Consider the following 22,836-nt stretch of genomic DNA (forward strand, 5'->3'; position numbering starts at 1 on the left):
GTCACGGCAGGCGAGCAGTCCGGCCGGGGACTCAACGCAAGGCGCGATAGATCTCTTCGGCCAGCTCACGCGAGATGCCGTCCACGGTGACCAGGTCCTCCACACTGGCCGCAGCCACACCGCGCACCCCGCCAAAACGCTGCAGCAGCCGTGCACGCTTCTTGGGGCCCACCCCCGCAATTTCTTCGAGCTGACCACCCCCCACCCGCACCTTGGCCCGTGCAGCGCGCATGCCGGTGATGGCAAACCTGTGGGCCTCGTCGCGGATCTGCGCCACCAGCATCAGCGCCGCCGAGTCCTTGCCCAGGTAGACCTTCTCGCGGCCATCTGCAAACACCAGCTCTTCCAGGCCCACCTTGCGGCCCTCGCCCTTTTCCACGCCCACGATGCGAGTCAGATCGAGCCCCAGCGCGGTGAACACCTCGCGCGCCACGCCCACCTGGCCCTTGCCACCGTCGATGAGCACCAGATCGGGCAGGCGTGCCACACCTTTGGGCTTGGTGGGCTCTTCACCCCCGGGCGCGGGGTTGGCCGCAAAGTCGATGCCCCCAGCTTCGCGCGCGGCCTCGGCCACCTTGCTGTAGCGGCGCGTCAGCACCTGGCGCATGGCGGCATAGTCGTCGCCGCCCGTAATGCCTTCAATCTTGTAGCGGCGGTATTCGCTGCTCTGCATCTTGTGGTGATGGAACACTACGCACGATGCCTGGGTGGACTCACCCGCCGTGTGCGAGATGTCAAAACACTCGATGGTGAGTTGGTCCAGATCTTCGGGCGGCAGATCCAGCGCCTCGGCCAGGGCACGCGTGCGCGCCTGTTGCGAGCCCTCTTCGGCCAGCAGGCGGGCCAACTGCAGATCGGCGTTCTTTTGCGCCATGTCCAGCCAGGCGCGGCGCTGTTCGCGCGGCTGGTGGATGGCGGTCACGCGCACACCACTTTGGTCGCCCAGTGCCTCCAGCAACGCCTTGTCCACGGGTTCGCTGGTGACCAGCACCGGCGGCACCGGCACGCCGATGTAATGCTGGGCGATGAACGCTTCCAGCACCAGCACCTCGACACGGCGAATGGGCGCGGCCGGAGTATTCTCATCGGTGCCATCACCGCCCTCTTCCTCGAACACGGCGGCAGCGTCTTCCACATGCACCGGGAAATACGGCCGGTCTCCCAGATGCCGCCCCCCGCGCACCATGGCCAGGTTCACGCAGGCGCGGCCGCCTTGCACGCGTACGGCCAAGATGTCCACATCCTTGTCGTCCGCAATCTCGATGGACTGCTGGTGCAGCACCCGCGACAGCGCCTGGATCTGGTTGCGCACATCGGCGGCCTGCTCAAATTCAAGCTTGTCGGAATGCGCCATCATCCGCACCTCCATGGCCTTAAGCACCTCCTGCGTTTCGCCGCGCAGCAGTGCCTCGGCATGCTGCACGTCGGCGGCATAGGCCTCGGGCGAGATCAAGTCCACACAAGGCCCGGTGCAGCGCTTGATCTGGAATAGCAGGCAGGGCCGGGTGCGGTTGGCAAACACCGTGTCTTCGCAGGTACGCAGGCGAAACACCTTTTGCAGCAGTTGGATGGTTTCCTTGACCGCCCAGGCGCTGGGGTACGGACCGAAATAGCGGTGCTTCTTATCGACCGCACCCCGGTAATAAGCCATGCGCGGAAACACTTGAGCGGGCGCATTGCCGCTGGCCGTGGGCGTGCCTGTGATCTTGAGATAGGGATAGCTCTTGTCGTCCCTGAACAGGATGTTGAACTTGGGGTTCAGCGTCTTGATGAGGTTGTTTTCCAGCAGCAGCGCCTCGGCCTCGGAGCGCACCACCGTGGTCTCCATGCGCACAATCTTGCTGACCATGTGGCCGATGCGCGTGCCGCCATGGTTCTTGGTGAAGTAGCTCGACACGCGCCGCTTGAGGTGGCGCGCCTTGCCTACATACAGCAGCGCGCCCTGGGCGTCGAAATAGCGGTACACGCCCGGCAGCGCGGGCAGCGCAGCCACCTGCGCCAGCAGTTCTTCGGAATGGGACATGGCGCGTATTGTGGCCCCGCGCGCAGCCTGGCCTGTGTACTATGAAAAAAATAGCTACTAGCGCCTACGCATCAAGCGCTAGCAGCCAATCTGACCACTATTCTGCTTCGATCTTCGAGCTTTTCACCACCTGCGCCCAGTTGGCAAGGTCCGCCTTGACCTTGTCACCCAGCTGCGCCGGGGTCTGGTAGTCGGCCGTGGCGCCTTGCTCTTGCGCCTTTTGCTGGAAGGCCGCGCTTTGCACCACGGTGCGGATGTCGGCAGTGAGCTTGTCCACCACCGGCTTGGGCACTGCAGCGGGTACAAACAACGCGAACCACGACGTGGCATCGACCTTGGGGTAACCCGCCTCGGCCGTGGTGGGCACATCGGGCAGGCTGGGCAGCCGCTGCTTGCCCGTCACGGCCAGCACGCGCAGCTTGCCGCTGGCGATGTGGGGCATGAACGGAGGCGCGGTGCCAAAAGTCAGGTCCACCTGCCCACCCAGCAGGTCCTGCAGCGCAGGGCCCGTTCCTTTGTAGGGCACGTGGACCATCTTGATGCCGCCCTGCTGCTCCAGCATGGCGCCCGTGACATGCTGCAGCGAGCCATTGCCCGACGAGGCGTAGTTGAGCTTGCCAGGGTTGGCCTTGGCATAGGCCATCAGCTCAGGCAGCGTCTTCACGGGCAGGTCGTTGCGCACCACGATGATCTGCGGGGCCGAGATCACGTTGGCCACGGGCTGAAAGTCGGCCTGGTCCCACTGCTTTTGTTTGGTGATGTGGGGCGAGATGACGTGGTAGCCCGAGTACTGCATGAACACGGTGTAGCCATCGGGCTCGGCGCGTTTGACGATGCTGGCGGCAATATTGCCGTTGCCACCGCCCTTGTTGTCCACGATGACCGACTGGCCCAGCACCGGCGCCAGGGCCTGGGCCAGCATCCGGGCCGACAGGTCGGTGGTGCCACCTGCGGCGGTGGGCACCACCATGGTCACGGTCTTGGTAGGGTAGGCGCCTTGCGCCAGGGCAGAACCCCAAAAGCCGGTGGCGATGGCCGCCAGGGCCAGGGACGTGAATTGCTTGCGATGCAGGTTCATGCGATGTCTCCGCTTTCTCTGTTGTTGAATGTCGTTCCGGGGCGGCGGCTGGGCAGCCAGCACCCGCCATAGCCATCTCAGGCGCTCAATCCACGGTGGCGCCGGTGTCTTTCACCACGCGGCTCCACTTGGGCAGGTCGGACTGCACCAGCGCCGCCAGTTGGGCTGCCGTGCCCTTGAAGGGTTCACAGCCCACGGTAGCCAGCTTGTCCACCACGTCCTTGTGCTCCAGCGCCCGGGCCACCTCGGCCTGCAGTTGCGCCACGATGGGCGCGGGCGTGCCGGCCGGGGCAAACAGCGCGTACCAGGGCGCCTGGCCAAAGCCCTTGATCGTCTCGCCAATGGTGGGCGCATCGGGCAGCGCAGCCACGCGCTTTTCATTGACCACGCCCAGCACCTTGAGCTTGCCCGCCTTGATGAAGGCAATGGCCGACGGCAGGCTTTGCACCGACAGCGGCACTTGCCCGCCCACCACGTCGGTGGCGGCTGCGGCAGAGCCCTTGTACGGAATGTGCTGCAGCTGGATGCCAGCGGCCTTTTGCAGCATCTCGCCGATCAGGTGGTTCAGCGTGCCGTTGCCCGCCGAGGCAATCGAATACTTGCCAGGGCTGGCCTTGGCCAAGTTCACCAGCTCGGCCACGTTGTTGGCGGGAAAAGACGGGTGCGCCACCAGCACATAACCGGCCGTGGCGACAGGGGCCACGGGGGCAAAATCTTTCACCGGGTCAAAGCCGGGGTTCTTGTACAGCGCGGGGCCGATCACGTGGGCGCTGTCGGCCGTCAGCAGCAGCGTGTAGCCATCGTTGCGCGCGCGGGCCGTGGTGCCCGTGGCCAGGGTGCCTCCCGCACCAGGGCGGTTCTCCACGATCACGCTCTGGCCCAATTGCTCGCCGAGCTTTTGCGCCACCACGCGCGCAATGGCGTCATTGGCGCCTCCCGCAGCCTGGGGCACGACCACGGTGATGGGCTTGGACGGGTACTTGTCCTGCGCGCCTGCGGCCAAGGCAGCAGAGCACAACATAGCAGCCGTGAAGAGTCGGCGGGACAGCATCGTTTGAAATGTCATGGCTTTTGTCTCCTGTGGTTGTAAATGAATGCAGGCTCGCCCGCATTCAACGCGAAAGCGCTCTTTCGCGGATGGCGTCGAAATCCGCAGGTACCGAATGCAGCGCCAGGCGCGGACCCGCCTTGGCGATCTGACTCGGAATGTCGTGGCCGATGAGCACAGGCAACTGCTGCGCCGCTGCCACCAGCCGGGCCAGGTCCACGCCCGTGTCGTAGCCCATCAGCGCCAGCGCATGCACGATCTCTTCGCTGCACACATTGCCGCTGGCGCCCGGCGCATAGGGGCAGCCGCCAAGGCCGCCCAGCGAGGCATCGAACCGGTCCGCACCCGCGTCGATGGCTGCCAGCACGTTGGCAAGGCCCATGCCGCGCGTGTTGTGAAAGTGCAGCGTGAACTCCACACCCGGCCAGCGCGCGCGGGCCGCCGCCGTGAGCTGGTGCACCTGCGTGGGGTAGGCCATGCCCGTGGTGTCGCACAGCGTGATGCCACACACCCCAAGGTCCACAAAACGCTGCACCCAGCCGAACACGTCGGCCTGGGCCACATCACCTTCCATGGGGCAGCCGAACACGCAGGACAGCGACACATTCACCGCCACGTTGGCGCCCTGCGCCAGCGCCACCACTTGCGCCAACGCTGCGAACGACTGTTCCTGCGTCATGCGCAGATTGGCCAGGTTGTGCGTGGCACTCACCGACATGACGAGGTTCAGCTCATCCGTGCGCGACTCGATGGCGCGCTCGGCGCCGCGCAGATTGGGCACCAGCGCGGTGTAGACGGTGCCCGGGCTTCGCGTGATCTCGCGCATGACGACCTCGGCGTCTTTCAGCGCGGGAATGGCGGTGGGCGATGTGAACGAAGTCACCTCGATCTTGGACAGGCCCGCTGCCGACAGCGCATTGCACAGCGTGATCTTGTCTTCAGTGGGAACGAAGGTCTTCTCCATCTGCAGGCCGTCCCGCAGGCCGACCTCCTGCATGTGGATGCGGCGGTTCGCGCCTTGCCACACGGTGTTGGATGCACTCATTGAATGACCCCCTTGCTGCGCAGCAGGGCGATCTGTTCGGCCGTCAAACCCGCGTCGGCAAGCACCGCATCGGTGTCATCGCCCAGGTGCGGAGCACTGCTGCGGATGGTTCCGGGCGTGCCCGAGAGCTTGGGCACGATGCCCGGCACTTCCACGCTGTAGCCGTCGCGCGTCTGCTGCGTCAGCAGCATGTCGCGGGCGCGGTAGTGCGGGTCTTCGGCGATGTCCTTGGCGGTGTAGACCTTGCCCGCCGGCACGCGGGCGGCGCCCAGCGCGTCCAGCACCTGCTGCACGGTGCGCTGGGCGCTCCACGCGCCAATGGCGGCATCAATCTCTTCCACGCGGGCCACACGGCCGGTGTTGTTGGCAAGGTCGGGCGCTGCGCCCAGGTCAGCGCGGCCAATCGCGTCCATCAACCGCTTGAAGATGCTGTCACCATTGCCCGCCACCAGCACCCAGCCGTCCGTGCAAGGATAGGCGTTGCTCGGCGCAATGCCCGGCAGCGCGCTGCCCGCAGCCTCGCGCACGGCGCCAAAGGCGCTGTATTCGGGGATCAGGCTTTCCATCACGTTGAACACCGCCTCGTGCAGCGCAACGTCGATCACCTGGCCTTTGCCGCCGTTGACCTTGCGGTGGTACAGCGCCGTGAGCACGCCGATGGTGCCGTGCAGCGCCGCCAGCGTGTCGCCGATCGACACCCCGACGCGCACCGGCACGCGACCGGGCTCGCCCGTCAGGTGGCGCAGGCCGCCCATGGCCTCGCCGATGGCACCAAAGCCCGGCAGGTCGCGGTACGGCCCGGTCTGGCCGTAGCCCGAGATACGCAGAATGACCAGGCCGGGGTTGAGCACGTGCAGTTCCTCGGGCGACATGCCCCAGCCTTCGAGCGTGCCGGGGCGGAAATTCTCGACCAGCACATCGGCCTCGGCGATCAGCTGGCGGGCTATTGTTTGCCCCTCCTTTTGCCGCAGGTCCAGCGCCACCGAGCGCTTGTTGCGCGACTGCACCTGCCACCAGACGGAGGTGCCTTCCTTGATCAGGCGCCAGTTGCGCAGCGGGTCGCCGGTCTCGGGCGCTTCGATCTTGATCACGTCGGCGCCAAACTCGCCCAGCGTCTTGCCGCAGAACGGCCCGGCAATCAGCTGGCCCATTTCGATGACGCGCACGCCTTGCAGTGCGGCGGGGGAAGCGATGGAATCCATGGAACTGTGTGTCTCCTGCGGGCGGTGATGCTGGGCCGGAATGATGCGCACCTGCGGCCCTCCTGCAAAACGCTCAAGCAACAAGCCACCATCGCAATCCGGCATGGCAATAGTCCACTGAATCACAGAAATCAGCGGTGCGCCGGGGTTGCAGCGGGATGCGCGGCAAGGCGCCTGGGGCAGCCAAGGCAGGCCGCCTTGGCAAGCCAGGCAACGCCGGCGCGCGCTCGCTGCAACCCCGGCCCGCAGGGTGAGTGTCTGGCAAGGCCGCACTCGTCGTTGCCGTGCTCGCCGGGTGTGCAACCCGGCTCCGCCCGGCGTCTAGATTGCAGCCTTGCCAGCCCCTCACGCACCGCCGATTTCTGTGATTCAGTGGACTACGCTGCTTGCTACCATCGGTGCCCCATGAAACTCGACCCCGTCTCCCTGCGCCTGTTCGTTGCCGTGATGGAAGAAAACACCATCGCCGCTGCAGCCGCGCGCGAGCATCTGGCCGCATCGGCCGTGAGCCGCCGCCTGGCCGACTTGGAAGACGCGCTGCAGGTGGCCTTGTTCACCCGCAGCAACAAAGGCACCGAGCCCACCGCCGCCGCGTTTGCGCTGCTGAACCTGGCGCGCGGTGTGCTGAACGATCTGGACGGCATCGCCACGCAGATGCGCGACTACGGCACGGGCGTGCGCGGCCATGTGCGTGTGGTGGCCAATATTTCGGCCATCACGCAGTTTTTACCCGCCGAGTTGCAAAGCTTTTTAGAGCAACACCCTCAGGTGGATGTGCGGCTGCAGGAGCAGATCAGTACCGCGATTGCCCAGTCCGTGGCCGAGAACGCCGCCGACGTGGGCATCCTCAACGAAGGCAGCTACGGCGAACGCGTGACGCTGCTGCCCTACCGCACCGACGAACTGGTGCTGGTGGTGCCCACCGGCCACGCGCTGGTGCGGCGCAAGTCCGTGCGCCTGGCAGACGCCCTGCCTTTTGACTTTGTAGGTGCACACCCGGGCAGCGCCATCAACAACCAGCTGACCCGCGCAGCCGCCGAGGCAGGCCTGCCGCTACGGCTGCGCATGCAGGTGACGAGCTACGACGCGCTGTGCCTCATGGTCAACGCGGGCCTGGGTGTGGGCGTGATGCCCCGTGGCAGCGCCGCGCTGTACCGGGGCACGCTGGCCATCCGCACCGTCACGCTGAACGAGACCTGGGCGCAGCGGCGGCTGGCGCTGTGTGTACGGTCTGAAGAATCGCTCTCCAGCGTTGCCCGGCTGCTGGTGGAGCACCTGCGCGCGCAGCCAACGGGGCCATCCCCATGAGCCGCGCTCTGCCCCCGCTCCAGTGGGATGTGTTCTGCCGCGTGATCGACAACTTTGGCGACATCGGCGTGTGCTGGCGCCTCGTGGCGCAACTGGCCGCGCTGGGCCACCGCGTGCGCCTGTGGGTGGACGACGCTTCGGCCCTGCAGTGGATGGCGCCCCAAGGCTACCCCGGCGTGGAGTTGCGCGTCTGGGGTTCGCCACCACCGAGCCCTGAGGAACCAGCCCCCGATGTGATGGTGGAGGCCTTCGGCTGCGATATTGCTCCTGAATTCATAGCTTATAGCGCTTATCCATCAAGCGCTAGAGGCCAAAAATCCGCCAAACCAGTCTGGATCAACCTGGAATACCTGTCGGCAGAAGCTTACGTGGAGCGCAACCACAGGCTGCCGTCGCCCATCCTGTCCGGCCCCGCCGCAGGGTGGACGCGCTGGTTCTTCTACCCTGGCTTCACGCCCGGCACGGGCGGCTTGCTGCGCGAACCCGACCTGATGGCACGGCGCGAGGCGTTTGACCGCAGCGCCTGGCGTGCAGAACACGCCGCCGCCTTCGGGCTGGGCGATGGTTGCGCCGAGCAGCGCTGGGTTTCGCTGTTCTGCTACGAACCCGCCGCCTTGCCGGAGCTGCTGCGGCACAGCCAGACGCGGCCCACACAGTTGCTGGTGACTCCGGGCCGCCCCACGGCCGCCGTGCGGGCTGCATTGGCTGAGGGCTGTGATCAAAATATCGCTCAAAAGGGTCTCCAGCGCTTATCTGACAAGCGCGAGCAGCTATCAATTTCATATCTACCCCACCGCCCCCAGCCTGCGTTTGACGAGATGCTCTGGGCCTGTGACTTCAACGCCGTACGCGGCGAGGACTCGCTGGTGCGGGCGCTGTGGGCGGGCCAGGCGTTTGTGTGGCAGATCTACCCGCAGCATGACAACGCGCACCACGACAAGCTCTGGGCGTTTCTGGACTGGCTGCGGGCCCCTGCATCGCTGCGGCAGTTCCACGCGACCTGGAACGGGCTGGACGCCGAGCCGCTGCAATGGCCCGGCGACGACACCCTGGCCGAGTGGACGGCCTGCACCCAGGCCGCCCGTGCGCGCCTGCTGACACAGGACAACCTCGTCGCACAACTTTTGGGCTTTGTCGCCGAAAAACGGTAAAATCCGAGGCTTTGCGCAAATCAGGTACGGCACAGCAGTGCCACCACCCCGCGCACTTTCGCCGCAGAACATGCACCGGCGCGCAAACCAGGCGGTTTGCCAGCCCGCGCGTTGAGCGGCCCCAACCCAAGCAACTTGCTATGAAAATCGCTCAAGAAATCCGCGCCGGCAACGTCATCATGCACGGCAAGGACCCCATGGTGGTCCTGAAGACCGAATACGCCCGCGGCGGCCGCGGTGCAGCCACCGTGCGCATGAAGCTCAAGAGCCTGATCGGCAACTTCGGCACCGAAGTCGTTTTCAAGGCCGACGACAAGATCGACAACGTGATCCTGGACAAGAAGGAGTGCACCTACTCCTACTTCGCCGACCCCATGTACGTGTGCATGGACACCGAGTACAACCAGTACGAAGTGGAAGCCGAAAACATGGGCGACTCGCTGAACTACCTGGAAGACGGCATGACCGTGGAAGTGGTGTTCTACGACGGCAAGGCCATCTCGGTCGAACTGCCCACCAGCGTCGAGCGTGAAATCACCTGGACGGAACCCGCCGTCAAGGGCGATACCTCCGGCAAGGTCATGAAGCCTGCCAAGATCGCCACCGGCTTTGAAGTGCCCGTGCCCCTGTTTGTCAGCCAAGGCGACAAGATCGAAATCGACACCCGCACCGGCGAATACCGCAAGCGCGTGTAAGCTGCCCTGCGCTGTTCTCCCTTGCGGGAGAACGACCACAAAAAAAGGCTTCCCTCGGGAAGCCTTTTTTCATGGTATTTTTAGCCGCCCGCGCTTATCTACAAAGCGCTGATAGCTATCAATTACATAGCTATCAAATGGGTTGCGCCACCAGATCGTGCCCGCGCACGCCGACAATGCGCGCCTTGGTGAACTCGCCCACCTTCATGGTTTTGCTGATCTTCTCGGGCGGCAGCAGCTGCACGGTGCCGTCGATCTCGGGCGCATCCGCATAGGTGCGGCCCACACCGCCCTTGCGGCCCAGGCCGGGAGCCGAATCCACCAGCACCTGCATGGTGGCGCCCACGCGGCGCTGCAGCTTGGCAATCGACACCTCTTCGGCCACAGCCATGAAGCGGGCACGACGCTCTTCGCGCACTTCCAGAGGCAACATGCCCGGCAGCTCATTGGCAGCAGCACCCGTCACATCACTGTAGGCAAAGCAGCCCGCACGGTCGATCTGCGCCTCGCGCACAAAATCGAGCAGGTGCTGGAACTCTTCTTCCGTCTCGCCAGGGAAGCCAGCGATAAAGGTGCTGCGGATCACGATCTCGGGACAGGCCTCGCGCCAGCGCTGGATGCGCTCCAGGTTGCGCTCGCCGCTGGCCGGGCGCTTCATGCGCTTGAGCACGTCGGGGTGGCTGTGCTGGAAAGGCACATCCAGGTAGGGCAGCACGCGGCCCGTGGCCATGAGCGGGATCACCTCGTCCACGCTGGGGTACGGGTACACGTAGTGCAGCCGCACCCAGGCGCCGTAGGGCTCGGCGATCTCGCCCAGCGTCTGCACCAGCTCCAGCATGCGCGTCTTGACCGGCTTGCCGTCCCAGAAGCCGGTGCGGTACTTCACATCCACACCGTAGGCCGACGTGTCCTGGCTGATGACCAGTAACTCCTTGACGCCACCTTCAAACAGGGCTTTGGCCTCGCTGAGCACATCGCCAATGGGCCGCGACACCAAGTCGCCGCGCATGGACGGGATGATGCAGAAGGTACAACGGTGGTTGCAGCCTTCGCTGATCTTGAGGTACGCATAGTGCTTGGGCGTGAGCTTGATGCCCGCAATACCAAAGCTGCCCGGCACCAGGTCCACAAACGGGTCGTGCGGCTTGGGCAGGTTCAGGTGGACGGCGTCCATGACCTCTTGTGTGGCATGCGGACCGGTTACGGCCAGCACGCTGGGGTGCATCTGGCGCACCATGTTGCCGCCGTCGTCGCCCGTGCGGGCGCCCAGGCAGCCGGTGACGATGACCTTGCCGTTCTCGGCCAAGGCTTCGCCAATGGTGTCCAGGCTTTCCTTGACGGCGTCGTCAATGAAGCCGCAGGTGTTGACGATGACCAGGTCCGCGCCCTGGAAGGTCTTGGAGGTTTCGTAACCCTCCGCGCTCAGCTGCGTGAGAATCAACTCGGAATCGGTCAGCGCCTTGGGGCAGCCCAGGCTGACGAATCCGACTTTGGGTGTTTTGGTGGGGGCAATTGCTTCGCTCATATCCCCGTATTGTCCCAGTTCCGGCGTCAGACCGGTGGGACGGGCAATTGCCTGCAATGCCTGCGACTCGCCGCGACCTATGAAACTGGCGCGATCCTAGGCCAGCGGCCGTCGCGCAAGGGCCGCCCCGCCGCGCTGGCGGCGTCCCCCTGGGGGGAAGCCGCGAAGCGGCTCCGGGGGGGCTACCGCTTGAGTCCAAACGCGCCCAGCATCTGCTCCGTCTGCTTTTGCATCTGCTCCTGCATCTGCGTGAGCATGGACTGCGACTGCTCCACATAGTTGCCCATCATGCCCTTGAGCATGGGCGATTGCAGGCTCATGAACTGGGCCCACATCTCTGGCGTCACGCTCTGCGACTGCTCGGCCAGTTTGGCCTGAACGTCGGTAAACGCCTGTACGTTCTTCTCCAGGTACGCGCCCATGAAACCCTGCATGGCATGGCCATAAAAACGGATGATGTTGGCCAGCACCGCCTCGGTGAACATGGGTGCGCCACCGGCCTCTTCTTCCAGAATGATCTGCAGCAGAATGCTGCGCGTGAGGTCTTCGCCCGTCTTGGCGTCGCGCACTACCACCTGCTGGTTGGACATGACCAACTGGCGCACCTCGGCCAGGGTGATGTAGGTGGAGGTGTCTGTGTCGTACAGACGGCGATTGGGGTATTTTTTGATGACACGCTGCGCCGACTTGGGCGCGGCACTTTTCTGTTCGGACACGACGAACTCCTCGGGCTGGAAGCCCATGTATTGCAGTGCAGCACATTCTAGGGAACGGGCAGCCCGGCACCAGCAAAGGAATACCCTGATGACTAGCTGCGCGCCACTGTCGCCGGGGTGACACTTGCCAGACCCGGTAGCGTCACCACGCTAGGCGCAGCCGTCACAGGCCTGCACCAGCCCATCAACCGGTGCGGCGCACCGTCTGACAGCTGAATACGTTTGCCGGTGCGATAGTGGGCGTTTGCCCTCCTTTCCACACGATGCTCGAAAGTTTGCAGCTCTCCCCCTGGCTCGCTACGGCGGTAGCGGCCTTGTTTGCCACGACCTTGGCAGCCATCGCCCATCGGATGGTCGCCATCATTCTGCGCCGCGCAATAACCCCCCTCCCCGTGGTGCAGACCGTGGTGTTGGCATGCATACCGGTCATGCGGATTCTGCTGCCGTTGATCGCGCTGCAACTGGTATGGCAAGCCGCCAGCGATGATCTGCCGTACATCGGCGGTATCCGCCATCTCAATGGCCTGGCGGTGATTGGCGGGGCCTGCTGGCTGCTGATTGCCGCAATTGGCGGCCTGGCCAATGGCGTCATTGCCCAACACCCCGCAGATGTGGAAGACAACCTGACCGCCCGACGAATCGCCACCCAGGCACGCGTGCTGTCGCGCACGGCGATGACCGGTGTGGTGATGGCGGGCCTCGCGCTCATGCTCATGACTTTTCCAGGGGCCCGGCAAGTAGGTGCCAGTTTGCTCGCGTCGGCCGGGGTGGTGGGGATTGTGGCGGGTATTGCAGCGCGCCCGGTCTTCAGCAACATGATCGCCGGCCTGCAGATCGCACTGGCCCAGCCCATCCGTATCGACGATGTGCTCATCGTCGAAGGGGAATGGGGGCGGGTAGAAGAAATCACCAGCACCTATGTGGTGCTGCGCATCTGGGACGAGCGGCGCTTGATCATCCCGCTGCAGTGGTTTATAGAAAACCCGTTTCAAAACTGGACACGCACCAGCTCTGAAATCCTGGGAACCGTTTTCCTGTTTGCCGACTATCGCCTGCCGCTGGACCCGCTGCGGGCCGAATTGCAGCGGGTGCTGGAAACCGCACCAGAGTGGGACAGGCGAGTGAACGTGCTGCAGCTCACCGATGTGACCGAGCGCACCATCCAGATCCGCGTGCTGGTCTCCGCACGATCATCCAGCCTGGCGTTCGACCTGCGGTGCCGGGTGCGCGAAGCGCTTGTGACCTTCATCCAACGCGAATACCCGGACTGCCTTCCACAAGTGCGTTTGCCTGCACAGGGGGCTGAAGCACCGACGAGACCGCTCGAGCAAGAGCCCCTGTTGAAGGCCTGAGCCAAGGCAGCGCTATGGGTGCACCCACAAGAAGCCCCGCCGGATTTCTCCACGGTAGCAACCATGCCGGAACATGGGCATTCTTCCTCAATAGCCCATCTTGAAGTACGCCACGGCAAGCACCGCAACGATGGCGGCGAGAGCAGCAAGCCAGAAGATCCGGATGTCGTACAGACCCAGTTCAGGATCAGTGTCCACAAAACCCTGATGGACACTTGAAGAATTGGATGGAGTGTTCATGGTGGCATCCCTTCTCTTTGAAGGCACCAAAGTTATCGCGACCCCGTGCGTCTTCGTGTCAGACAAAAACCAATTCATTGATTTGCCGCCAGACACGCAGGCGCCGCCACCCTCGGTGAACCCAATGGGTGCAAGGAGCCAACAAAGAAGTTCGTCGGTATCCCCAGGGCGATGAACGACCGCGACGCCCGACATCGCATAAAAAAGAGGACTGATTCGAGCGCGACCAAAGAAAAAGCCACCTGTAAAAAGGTGGCTTTGTGCTTTGTGAAACCTGGTCAAGGTTTCCACAAGTTTTTCAGTGGTCTGAAAGCTGGTTTCTTTCAGGGAAAAACTTGGTAGGCGCGATTGGACTCGAACCAACGACCCCCACCATGTCAAGGTGGTGCTCTAACCAGCTGAGCTACGCGCCTGTCGTTGTTTAGACCACGATTATAGCCATAAAAATCGGGTGCTTCGATCAAAACAGCACAGCAAACGGCAAAGAGATGTTCGTGGCTCTTGTTCCATGCCTACCGTCCCGCCACTCAGCGTCTGCGCGCGGAGCGCACACCGGGCACGCCGGCCACGATGCCCAACACCTTGTTCAGCCGGCCCGAATCGGCAACCTCCACCGTGAAGGTCATCCACGCCGTGCCTTTCACCGACTGCGTCTGCACGCCGATCACATTGGTCTTCTCGCGCGCAAAGACTTCGGAGATATCGCGCAGCAGGCCCTGACGGTCGGCGGCCTCCACGGCGACGTCCACGGGGTACACGGCAGCCAGTGCAGCCGATTTGGAGGTGGAACCCCACTCCACATCGATCACCCGTTCAATGCTGCGTGCGGCCATTTCGCGGAAGTTGCCGCAGTCAGCCCGGTGCACGCTCACGCCCTTGCCCCGCGTGACAAAACCACGGATCAGGTCCGGCGGGGCTGGCTTGCAGCACTTGGCCAGTTGGGTCATCAGCGAGTCAATGCCCACCACCAGCACGCCGCCCTTGGGTGCGGCATCGTTGGTGCGTGTTTTCTTGAGCAACAAATAGTCGTCGGGCTGCAAAACCGGCTCGGGCGGTCGCAGCACCGTTTCGATGTTGCGCAGCGAGAATTCATCCTTGCCCACCACTTCGAACAAGGCATCGGCGGACTTGAAGCCCAGTTGCACCGCCAGATCGTCGAGCTTGATGGCAGTCTTGCCCTCGCGCTGCAGCAGCTTTTCGACCGCCTCACGCCCACGGGCCACGGTTTCGTGCGTGGCCTGGGCGTTGAACCAGGCTCGCACCTTGGCTTTGGCGCGGTTGCTGGTGAGGTAGCCCAGCTCAGCATTGAGCCAGTCGCGTGAGGGGCGGCCTTCCTTGACGGTGGATATCTCCACCGTCTGTCCGTTTTGCAGCGGTGTGTTGAGCGGCACCATCGCCCCGTCCACCCGGGCGCCCCGGCAACGGTGCCCGACACTCGTGTGCACGGCATACGCAAAGTCCACCGGTGTGGCGCCCTGGGGCAGCTCCACCACAGCAGCATCTGGGGTCAGCACATAGATGCGGTCTTCAAACAGGCCCCGGTTGGGCAAGGCACCCGACAGATCGCGCTCCCAGGCCAGCAACTGGCGCAGCACCGCAATCTTGGCGTCGTATTCACCCGTGGCCGAAACCCCTGCATAGCCCTTGCTGCCTGCCTCTTTGTAGGCCCAATGCGCCGCCACTCCGTGCTCCGCATGGTCGTGCATGGCCTGGGTACGGATCTGGATCTCGATGGGCTTGCCGTTGTCGTCGCGCACGATGGTGTGCAGCGACTGGTAGCCATTGGGCTTGGGCTTGGCGATGTAGTCGTCAAACTCCTCCACGATGGGCTTGAACTGCTCGTGCACCCAGCTCAGGGCCGCGTAGCAGTCCTTGACCGTGGGCACTACCACGCGCAGCGCGCGGATGTCAAACACCTGATCGAAGTTGAGCGACTTGCCGCGCATCTTCTTGACGATGCTGTAGATGTGCTTGGGGCGCCCCTGCACGCTGGCGCTGATGCTGCGCGCGCGCAAATCGGCCTCCAGCCGCCCACGCAGCTGCTCCATGTAGACCTCGCGCTCGCCACGCTTTTCGTCGAGCAGGCGGGCCACTTCCTTGTAGGTGTCAGGCTCCAGGAAGCGAAAGGACAGGTCCTCCAGCTCCCACTTGACCTGCCAGATACCAAGGCGGTTGGCCAGCGGTGCAAACACCTGCAACGACTCGCGCGCCAGGCTGGGCGATACGGGGCGCTTGCTGGCCGCATGAAAGCGCAGCGTCTGCAGGCGCGAGGCCAGGCGCAGCATCACCACACGCAGGTCGCGCGAGAAGGCGAGCAGCATCTTGCGCACGTTCTCGGTCTGCACGGCGGGGTCTTCCAGGTGCTCTGCGGTGCGGGCCTGCTGCTGCACGCGCATGAGCTTGGTGGTCTCTACCGCCAGCGCGGCAAAGTTGGCACCAAAGGCCTTGGCGATCACCTCTTCAGGCTTGTTCAGATGAATGCACGCATGCACCAGGTAGCTGGCGGCCTGCATGGCCTCGGAGCCGCCAATGCCCTTGAGGATGGCAGCCACGGCATCGGCGTGGGCCAGCGTGTTTTCGCCGGAATCCAGCGTTTCGCCAGCCATCAAGGGCTCGGCAAACGCGCGCGCACGCGCCAGCGCGTTCACCTGCTCAGGCAGGGTGTGTGCGGTAGCGGCAATGAGCTGGGGGACAGCGTCGGCCTGGGGGGTGTGGGACGCCTGTGCGGGAGGGTAGGTTTTCATCCGGCCACAACACCTTCCGCCGAAAGCAAAAAGCCGGTGACCACAGCCACCTGATCGCCCGCCACCAGCGTGGGAGCATGCCCCACGCCTTCAAATTCGACCACGTGTGCCCGGGGCCCGCGCTGCGCCATAGCCTGCGCGGTTTCGCGAAAGAGCAGGTCAGACTGTGCACCTCGCAACAGCAAGGTGCGGGCCGTGATGTGGTCATACAGTTGCCACAGCATGGCCTCACCAGCCACTGCGGACTCTTGCGTGAGTGTTTTGAACGGCACCGCGATGGCCGGGTCATAGTGCAGCGTGATGCCACCACCGGCAGATTCCGGCAACGCGCGCACCATGGCACGCGACAAGTCCAGCCACTGCTCGGGTGTATGGGGGCCAAAGCTGGTGGAAATCGCCCACATGGCGTCGGCGGCCTGCTGGAGCGACTCGAACCGCGCCTGTTGCCCCAGGTACAAGCCGATGCGCTGCAGGGCCTCCCACTGGATGACGGGGCCCACGTCGTTGAGTACCAGCCTGCGCACAGGCACCGGCAAAGGCAGCCCCGGCTGGCCCGCAATGCCCATGCCGATGAGCCCCCCCATGCTGGTGCCCACCCAGTCGAGGGTGGTGATGGGTGCCTGCTGGTGCACCTGGGCCAGCATGGCCAGCATGTCCGCGGCGTATTGGGGAATCTGGTAGCCCATGGGGTCAGCCAGCCAGTCGCTCTGGCCGCGCCCGACCACGTCGGGGCAGATCACGCGGGCATGCTGGCTCAACGCACGGGCCAGGGTGTCGAAGTCGCGCCCCTGGCGCGAGAGGCCATGCACACAGACCACCACATGGGGATGCGCCGGGTTGCCCGTGGCATTCCACTCCCAATACGCCATGCGATGGTGTGTAGCCGCAGATGCGGAGGAGTTACCGGAAGACACCACAGGCGCCCCCGGGCCAGGGCACAGTACGTAGTTCAGCGTAGGTTCAATCATGGGTGCGAAATCCGGGGGCAGCGCTCGATAATGCAGGAGCCGTCGGCACCCATTGTTCGTTCATGCGTGCCGACTTTTTCTTGCGTTGCATCGTAATTCATTCGGAGAGACTCACATGCTGAAAGGCAAAACCGCCCTCGTCACCGGCTCCACCAGTGGCATTGGTCTTGGCATCGCCAAGGCGCTGGCCCGCCAAGGTGCCAACATCGTGCTCAATGGCTTTGGCGATGTGGATGGCCCCCGCGCCGAAGTGCTGGCAGCTGGCGAAGCCGCTGGCGCCAAAGTGGGTTACCACGGTGCAGACATGAGCCGGGTGGCCGACATCGAGGACATGATGAAGTACAGCGCCGCGCAGTTCGGGCGCGTGGACATCCTGGTGAACAACGCAGGCATCCAGCACGTGGCCAATGTGGAAGACTTCCCCGTGGAGCGCTGGGATGCAGTGATCGCCATCAACCTCACAAGCGCCTTTCACACATCGCGCCTGGCGCTGCCGGCCATGAAGAGTGCCAACTGGGGCCGCATCATCAACGTGGCATCGGTGCACGGCCTGGTGGGCTCGGCACAGAAGGCTGCGTACGTGGCGGCCAAACACGGCATCGTGGGTCTGACCAAGGTGACGGCGCTGGAGAACGCCACCAGCGGCGTGACCTGCAACGCCATCTGCCCTGGCTGGGTGCTGACGCCCCTGGTGCAAAAACAGGTGGATGCCAAGGCGGCCGAACACGGCCTGTCGAACGAAGACGCCAAGAAGCTGCTGCTGGGCGAAAAAGAGCCGTCCATGCAGTTCACCACGCCCGAAGAACTGGGCGAGCTGGCTGTGTTCTTCTGCTCCCCCGCCGCCAACAATGTGCGTGGCGTGGCATGGAACATGGATGGCGGCTGGGCAGCGCAGTGAGAAAGCATGCGCGAGCGTCTGATCGCTGGTGGCATGCCAGCACAGGCGCCCGGTAAACTGCAAAATTGATAGCATCCAGCGCTTACCAGATAAGCGCTGGCGGCCAATATTTCCTAAAAAATCAGCGCATCTGCACCGAACCCGACACGTTCACGATGACCTGGGCCTTGCCCGCTTCGACCGGCACGGCGGAATCAGAGAACGAGCCCGCCTTGGCCTCCATGGCCATCATGCGCGGACGTGGCCCGGGCACCATCTCATTGCTGTTCACCGCCACCTCGCGCAGGCTGTAGTTGCTGAAGCCAAAACCCTTGGCCAGTTCGGCCGCGCGTGCCTTGAACTGTTCGATGGCCTGGGTCTGGGCTTCGCCCTCCACTTTGGCCCGGGCCTCGCGCGACAGGCCGAAAGCCACATTGCTGATGGCCAGCGTCTGGATCTTGCCGGCCGTGGCCGTGATGCGCGCGAAGTCGCGGCCTTCCAGCACCAGCTCGGCACGACCCTGCCAGCCGTTGATCTTCCCGTCCTTGCCATAACGCGGGTACAGCCCGAACGGGCCGGTACGCACATCGAGCTGTCCGGGTTGGGCGTTGCGCTTGGCTTCGGTCAGGGCTGCGTCCAGCGCCTGCTTGAGCTGTGTCTGTACCGTGGCGGCGTCGGCAGCCTCCTTGCTGGTGGCAAGGTTGAGCACCAGCAGGTCCTGCTGCACCTCCACCGTGCCCGTGGCCGACAGCTGCACGACATTGCGCAGCTCGGGGGGTGGAGAATTTTGAGCAAAAGAGGCACCAGCGCAAGCAATCAAAGCGCCAGCAGCTATCAATTTAGTAGTAATTTTCATCACAAAGGTGTCCTTGATATCGGTGCACGGCCCGGGGCCGGGCCATGCGGGGCACCACCTTAACCGCACTGCCCATGCGTTGCGATGAAGCCCCTCCACCGCGCGTGCGAAGCTGGGCAAAACTTGTAACAGTTGGTCAAACCCAGCCCCAAAACCCGAACTTCGGCGTTCCAAGTGGTCAGAATCGGCTCTGTTACAAATTGGACTTGGGATCAAGATGGCCACAACAACCAATCGCACCGACAAAGTTCTGGTGGTGGACGACGATGCACGAATCCGTGATCTGCTGCGCCGCTACCTCACGCAGGAAGGCTTTGAAGTCATGGTCGCCGAAGACGGCAAGGCGCTTAACCGCCTTCTGCTGCGCGAAACCGTGGACATCATCGTGCTCGACCTGATGATGCCGGGCGAAGACGGGCTTTCCATCTGCCGCCGCCTGCGTGCCGCCAATGACCGCACCCCCATCATCATGCTCACCGCCAAAGGCGAGGACGTGGACCGCATCGTGGGCCTGGAAGTGGGCGCCGACGACTACCTTGGCAAGCCCTTCAACCCCCGCGAACTGTTGGCCCGCATCCACGCTGTGCTGCGCCGCCGCCCCGCACAGGAAGCGCCTGGCGCCCCCTCGGGCGACAACGAGGTCGTGACCTTTGGTCCCTTTACCTTCGACCTGGGCACCCGAGCACTGCAGCGCAATGGCGAAGAACTGCCCCTGACCACCGGCGAATTTGCCATGCTCAAGGCGCTGGTGCGCCACCCACGCCAGCCCCTTTCGCGCGAAAAGCTGGCCCTGCTGGCCCGTGGCCGCGAGTTTGAGCCGTTTGACCGCAGCCTGGATGTGCAGGTGTCGCGCCTGCGCAAGCTGGTGGAGGTGGATGCCGCCGCCCCGCGCTACATCCAGACCGTGTGGGGGGTAGGCTACGTGTTCGTGCCGGACGGAACCAGCTGACCCCTCTTTCCTTGCCTGTATGCACAATTCCGACGGCAATTCGAGGTCGAGATCTTCATCATCGGTCCGGCAGTCCGTGACCGCTTCCCCCGACGCCACCAGCCCCGCCCCCCTGGAGTCCTTGCGACAGGCCCGGGAGCAGCGGGCGCGTGTGGGCCTCAATCTCTTCTGGCGCACTTTCTTCCTGCTGGCGCTGCTGTTGGTGGGGAGCATTCTGGCGTGGCTGCAGACCTTGCGGGCGCTGGAGTTCGAGCCGCGCACCCTGCACACCGCGCAGCAGATCGCATCGCTGGTGAACCTGAGCCGCGCGGCGCTGGTGCATTCCGACGCCATTGCTCGTGTGTCGCTCATCAAGACCATGGCCGACCAGGAAGGCGTGCGCATCCTGCCGCGCGAGCCGCGCGACAAGTTCGAGCTTCTGGAGGGCACGGCCCTGGGCAACCGCCTGACCGACGAACTCACCCAGCGCCTGGGGCCCGACACCATCGTGGCGCAAAACGTGAATGGGGAAACCGGCCTGTGGGTCGGCTTCAACATCAATGGCGATCCCAACTGGCTGCTGATGGACCGCTCGCGCTTCAGCCCGGCGGGCGGCCGCACCTGGCTGATCTGGCTGATCACGGCAGGGGCGTTGTCCTTGGCCGGTGCGGCGGCCATTGCGCGGCTGATCAACCGGCCTCTCAAGCAACTCTCCTACGCGGCCAACCGCGTCAAGGACGGCGACTTCGCAGCGAGCCACCTCGACGAGGAAGTGGTGACCAGCGAAATCCGCGAAGTGAACATCGGCTTCAACCGCATGGCGCAAAAACTTGCTAAGCTGGAGCAGGACCGCGCTGTGATGCTGGCGGGCATTTCGCACGACCTGCGCACGCCGCTGGCGCGCCTGCGGCTGGAAACCGAGATGAGCGTGACCGATGAAGTGGCCCGCGAGCACATGGTGGCAGACATCGTGCAGCTCGACGCCACGATCGACAAGTTCCTCGACTACGCTCGGCCGGACCATGTCACGCTGACACCGGTCAACCTGCATGCCGTGGTGTCGTCCTGCGTCTATGCCGTGCAAGACCATCGCGAACTGCAGATCACGATGTCCGTGCCCGAAGACCTCAACGTGCTGGCCGACGAAGTGGAACTGGCCCGCGTGATCTCCAACCTGCTCGAAAACGCGCGGCGCTACGGCAAGGCCGAGGACACCGGTATCACCAACGTGGACATTGCCGCCAAAGGCCGTGAGAACTGGGTGCTGGTCAAACTGCGCGACCATGGCCCCGGCGTGCCACCCGAGCAGTTGTCGAATCTGACCAAGCCCTTCTTTCGCGGTGACTCTGCGCGCACCGCAGCGGCAGGCGCGGGGCTGGGGCTCTCCATCGTGGACAAAACCGTGCAGCGCATGGGCGGCATCTTTGCACTGGCCAACTCCAGCACCGGCGGCCTGGTAGCCCACCTGCAGTTGCAGCGGGCCACTGATCTGCCCGATGGTGCAGACCCCAAGCAGCGGCTGCAGCGCCCGTCCGTCAAACGCCAGCTGCCGCGGCGTCGCGCCGAAGACCGGATGGCGTGATCGCCCCGCACTGCCCCATGTACAAAGCCCTCACCTGGAGGGCTTTGTTTTTGGCGCATCCTCTCGGCATCCGAAGGTGGCGGCGACCAGACCGCAAGAGCCCTCAGCGCACCATGCAGGGCGCCTTGTTGTTGAACTTCCAGCCTGGGATCAGGAACTGCATGGCAACTGCGTCGTCGCGTGCGCCCAGGCCATGCTGCAAGTACAGGCGGTGGGCACGCTCGACCTCGTCCATGTCCAGCTCCACGCCCAGGCCGGGCTTCTTGGGCAGCTGGATGAAGCCGTCCTTGATCTGGAACGGTTCCTTCGTCAGCCGCTCACCGTCCTGCCAGATCCAGTGCGTATCAATCGCCGTCACGCGGCCAGGGGCGGCGGCGCCCACGTGGGTGAACATGGCCAGCGAGACGTCGAAATGGTTGTTCGAGTGCGAACCCCAGGTCAGGCCGAAGGCCTGGCACATCTGCGCCACGCGGACCGACCCGGCCATGGTCCAGAAGTGCGGGTCGGCCAGCGGGATGTCCACCGACTGCAGGGCCAGGCTGTGCGCCATTTCGCGCCAGTCGGTGGCCACCATGTTGGTGGCGGTGGGCAAGCCCGTGGCGCGGCGAAATTCCACCATCACCTCGCGGCCCGAAAACACGCCTTCGGCACCGCAGGGGTCTTCGGCATAGGCCATCACGCCGTGCAGATCACGCGTGAGGCGAATCGCATCTTTCAGCAACCAGCCGCCATTGGGGTCCAGCGTGACGCGCGCTTCGGGAAAGCGCTCATGCAGCGCGCGGATGGCCTCGACCTCTTCCTCGCCGCGCAGCACGCCGCCCTTGAGCTTGAAGTCGGCAAAGCCATAGCGCTCGTACGCCGCCTCGGCCAGGCGCACGATGCCGTCGGCCGACATCGCCTTCTCGTTGCGCAGGCGGAACCAGTCGTTGTCGGCACCGGGCTCGGTGCGGTAGGCCAGGTCGGTCTTTTCGCGGTCGCCCACGTAGAACAGGTATCCCAGCATCTGCACCGCCTCGCGCTGCACGCCGTCGCCCAGCAGCGCGGCCACGGGCACATCCAGGTGCTGGCCCAGCAGGTCCAGGAAGGCGGACTCCACGGCCGTGACGGCGTGGATGGTGATGCGCAGGTCAAAGGTTTGCAGGCCGCGTCCGCCTGCATCGCGGTCGGCAAACTGCGCGCGCATGGCGTTGAGCACGGCGTTGTGGTGCCCGATGGGGCGGCCCATGATCAGCGATCGCGCGTCCTCGATGGTCTGGCGAATCTTCTCACCGCCGGGCACCTCACCCACCCCGGTGTTGCCCGCGCTGTCGCGCAGGATGATCAGGTTGCGCGTGAAGAAGGGGCCGTGTGCGCCGCTCAGGTTCATGAGCATGCTGTCGTGGCCCGCCACGGGCACCACGCGCAGCTCGGTGACAACGGGGGTACTGGCGACGGAAGGGATGGAGGAGGTGGTCATGGTGGTCTGGAAACGAAGATGGGGCGGGCAAAGGCGCCCCGT

Annotated in this window: 19 protein-coding genes and 1 tRNA gene; 7 read left to right on the forward strand and 13 right to left on the reverse strand. The window is 64.4% G+C overall.

Annotated elements, in window-relative coordinates:
• Positions 1-31: 31 nt before the first annotated feature.
• The 5 genes from uvrC to C8C93_RS10550 all read right to left on the reverse strand — a co-directional run bounded on the left by uvrC (position 32) and on the right by C8C93_RS10550 (position 6,396).
• Positions 32-2,023 carry an excinuclease ABC subunit UvrC gene (gene uvrC, locus C8C93_RS10530; RefSeq protein WP_121506856.1) on the reverse strand — a complete coding sequence of 664 codons (1,992 nt, stop codon included), beginning with the start codon at positions 2,021-2,023 and terminating at the stop codon, positions 32-34.
• A 97-nt stretch (positions 2,024-2,120) separates the two neighbouring features.
• Positions 2,121-3,101 carry a tripartite tricarboxylate transporter substrate binding protein gene (locus C8C93_RS10535; protein WP_121419688.1) on the reverse strand — a complete coding sequence of 327 codons (981 nt, stop codon included), beginning with the start codon at positions 3,099-3,101 and terminating at the stop codon, positions 2,121-2,123.
• Between the two features lie 85 nt (positions 3,102-3,186).
• A complete protein-coding gene (locus tag C8C93_RS10540; RefSeq protein ID WP_055402157.1) occupies positions 3,187-4,167 on the reverse strand; it encodes a tripartite tricarboxylate transporter substrate binding protein in 981 nt (326 codons plus the stop codon).
• A gap of 46 nt (positions 4,168-4,213) precedes the next feature.
• A complete protein-coding gene (locus C8C93_RS10545; RefSeq protein WP_121506857.1) occupies positions 4,214-5,194 on the reverse strand; it encodes a hydroxymethylglutaryl-CoA lyase in 981 nt (326 codons plus the stop codon).
• Positions 5,191-6,396, reverse strand: a complete 1,206-nt coding sequence (locus tag C8C93_RS10550; RefSeq protein WP_121508741.1) for a CaiB/BaiF CoA-transferase family protein — start codon at positions 6,394-6,396, stop codon at positions 5,191-5,193. Before C8C93_RS10550 ends, C8C93_RS10545 begins: the two co-directional genes overlap by 4 nt.
• Positions 6,397-6,801: 405 nt before the next feature.
• Here C8C93_RS10550 and C8C93_RS10555 point away from each other — a divergent pair, with 405 nt between their 5' ends.
• From C8C93_RS10555 to efp, 3 genes are all read left to right on the forward strand, one after another.
• Positions 6,802-7,704: a LysR family transcriptional regulator gene (locus C8C93_RS10555; RefSeq protein ID WP_121506858.1), complete on the forward strand. Its 903-nt coding sequence runs from the start codon at positions 6,802-6,804 to the stop codon at positions 7,702-7,704.
• Positions 7,701-8,855 carry an elongation factor P maturation arginine rhamnosyltransferase EarP gene (earP, locus tag C8C93_RS10560; RefSeq protein ID WP_121506859.1) on the forward strand — a complete coding sequence of 385 codons (1,155 nt, stop codon included), beginning with the start codon at positions 7,701-7,703 and terminating at the stop codon, positions 8,853-8,855. Before C8C93_RS10555 ends, earP begins: the two co-directional genes overlap by 4 nt.
• A gap of 140 nt (positions 8,856-8,995) precedes the next feature.
• Complete coding sequence (efp, locus tag C8C93_RS10565; protein ID WP_008906801.1) at positions 8,996-9,550, forward strand: elongation factor P; 555 nt, start codon at positions 8,996-8,998, stop codon at positions 9,548-9,550.
• 133 nt (positions 9,551-9,683) lie between these two features.
• Here the strand turns inward: efp and rimO are convergent, their stop codons facing one another.
• Together rimO and phaR are read right to left on the reverse strand one after the other, a co-directional pair.
• Entirely contained in the window at positions 9,684-11,075 is a 1,392-nt protein-coding gene (gene rimO, locus C8C93_RS10570; RefSeq protein WP_121506860.1) for a 30S ribosomal protein S12 methylthiotransferase RimO, read from the reverse strand.
• Between the two features lie 182 nt (positions 11,076-11,257).
• Complete coding sequence (gene phaR, locus C8C93_RS10575; RefSeq protein ID WP_121506861.1) at positions 11,258-11,818, reverse strand: polyhydroxyalkanoate synthesis repressor PhaR; 561 nt, start codon at positions 11,816-11,818, stop codon at positions 11,258-11,260.
• A gap of 236 nt (positions 11,819-12,054) precedes the next feature.
• Here phaR and C8C93_RS10580 point away from each other — a divergent pair, with 236 nt between their 5' ends.
• Positions 12,055-13,143, forward strand: coding sequence for a mechanosensitive ion channel family protein (locus tag C8C93_RS10580; protein WP_121506862.1), 1,089 nt, complete (start codon positions 12,055-12,057; stop codon positions 13,141-13,143).
• 87 nt (positions 13,144-13,230) lie between these two features.
• Here the strand turns inward: C8C93_RS10580 and C8C93_RS24995 are convergent, their stop codons facing one another.
• The 4 genes from C8C93_RS24995 to C8C93_RS10595 all read right to left on the reverse strand — a co-directional run bounded on the left by C8C93_RS24995 (position 13,231) and on the right by C8C93_RS10595 (position 17,095).
• The gene (locus C8C93_RS24995; RefSeq protein WP_147433762.1) at positions 13,231-13,674 is read right to left on the reverse strand and encodes a hypothetical protein; all 444 of its coding nucleotides are present in this window, start codon (positions 13,672-13,674) and stop codon (positions 13,231-13,233) included.
• A gap of 45 nt (positions 13,675-13,719) precedes the next feature.
• Positions 13,720-13,796: transfer RNA gene (locus C8C93_RS10585), tRNA-Val, on the reverse strand.
• A gap of 114 nt (positions 13,797-13,910) precedes the next feature.
• Complete coding sequence (locus C8C93_RS10590) at positions 13,911-16,127, reverse strand: bifunctional (p)ppGpp synthetase/guanosine-3',5'-bis(diphosphate) 3'-pyrophosphohydrolase (protein WP_121506863.1); 2,217 nt, start codon at positions 16,125-16,127, stop codon at positions 13,911-13,913.
• The gene (locus C8C93_RS10595; protein WP_121506864.1) at positions 16,124-17,095 is read right to left on the reverse strand and encodes an alpha/beta fold hydrolase; all 972 of its coding nucleotides are present in this window, start codon (positions 17,093-17,095) and stop codon (positions 16,124-16,126) included. The genes C8C93_RS10590 and C8C93_RS10595 overlap by 4 nt, the downstream gene beginning before the upstream one ends.
• A 115-nt stretch (positions 17,096-17,210) precedes the next feature.
• On the opposite strand from C8C93_RS10595, the gene C8C93_RS10600 reads away from it, so the two are divergent.
• The gene (locus C8C93_RS10600) at positions 17,211-17,993 is read left to right on the forward strand and encodes a 3-hydroxybutyrate dehydrogenase (protein ID WP_121506865.1); all 783 of its coding nucleotides are present in this window, start codon (positions 17,211-17,213) and stop codon (positions 17,991-17,993) included.
• 121 nt (positions 17,994-18,114) lie between these two features.
• Here the strand turns inward: C8C93_RS10600 and C8C93_RS10605 are convergent, their stop codons facing one another.
• On the reverse strand, positions 18,115-18,828 hold the full coding sequence (locus C8C93_RS10605; protein ID WP_121506866.1) for an SIMPL domain-containing protein: 714 nt from the start codon (positions 18,826-18,828) through the stop codon (positions 18,115-18,117).
• 217 nt (positions 18,829-19,045) lie between these two features.
• Between C8C93_RS10605 and ompR the strand changes: the two genes are divergently transcribed.
• Together ompR and C8C93_RS10615 are read left to right on the forward strand one after the other, a co-directional pair.
• On the forward strand, positions 19,046-19,777 hold the full coding sequence (gene ompR / locus C8C93_RS10610) for a two-component system response regulator OmpR (protein WP_010460834.1): 732 nt from the start codon (positions 19,046-19,048) through the stop codon (positions 19,775-19,777).
• Between the two features lie 19 nt (positions 19,778-19,796).
• The gene (locus tag C8C93_RS10615; RefSeq protein ID WP_233559328.1) at positions 19,797-21,338 is read left to right on the forward strand and encodes an ATP-binding protein; all 1,542 of its coding nucleotides are present in this window, start codon (positions 19,797-19,799) and stop codon (positions 21,336-21,338) included.
• A 103-nt stretch (positions 21,339-21,441) separates the two neighbouring features.
• On the opposite strand, the gene gudD is transcribed toward C8C93_RS10615, so the two are convergent.
• A complete protein-coding gene (gene gudD / locus C8C93_RS10620; protein ID WP_121506868.1) occupies positions 21,442-22,794 on the reverse strand; it encodes a glucarate dehydratase in 1,353 nt (450 codons plus the stop codon).
• Positions 22,795-22,836 lie beyond the last annotated feature (42 nt).

The organism is Acidovorax sp. 93, from assembly GCF_003633835.1.
GTDB lineage: Bacteria > Pseudomonadota > Gammaproteobacteria > Burkholderiales > Burkholderiaceae_C > Acidovorax > Acidovorax facilis.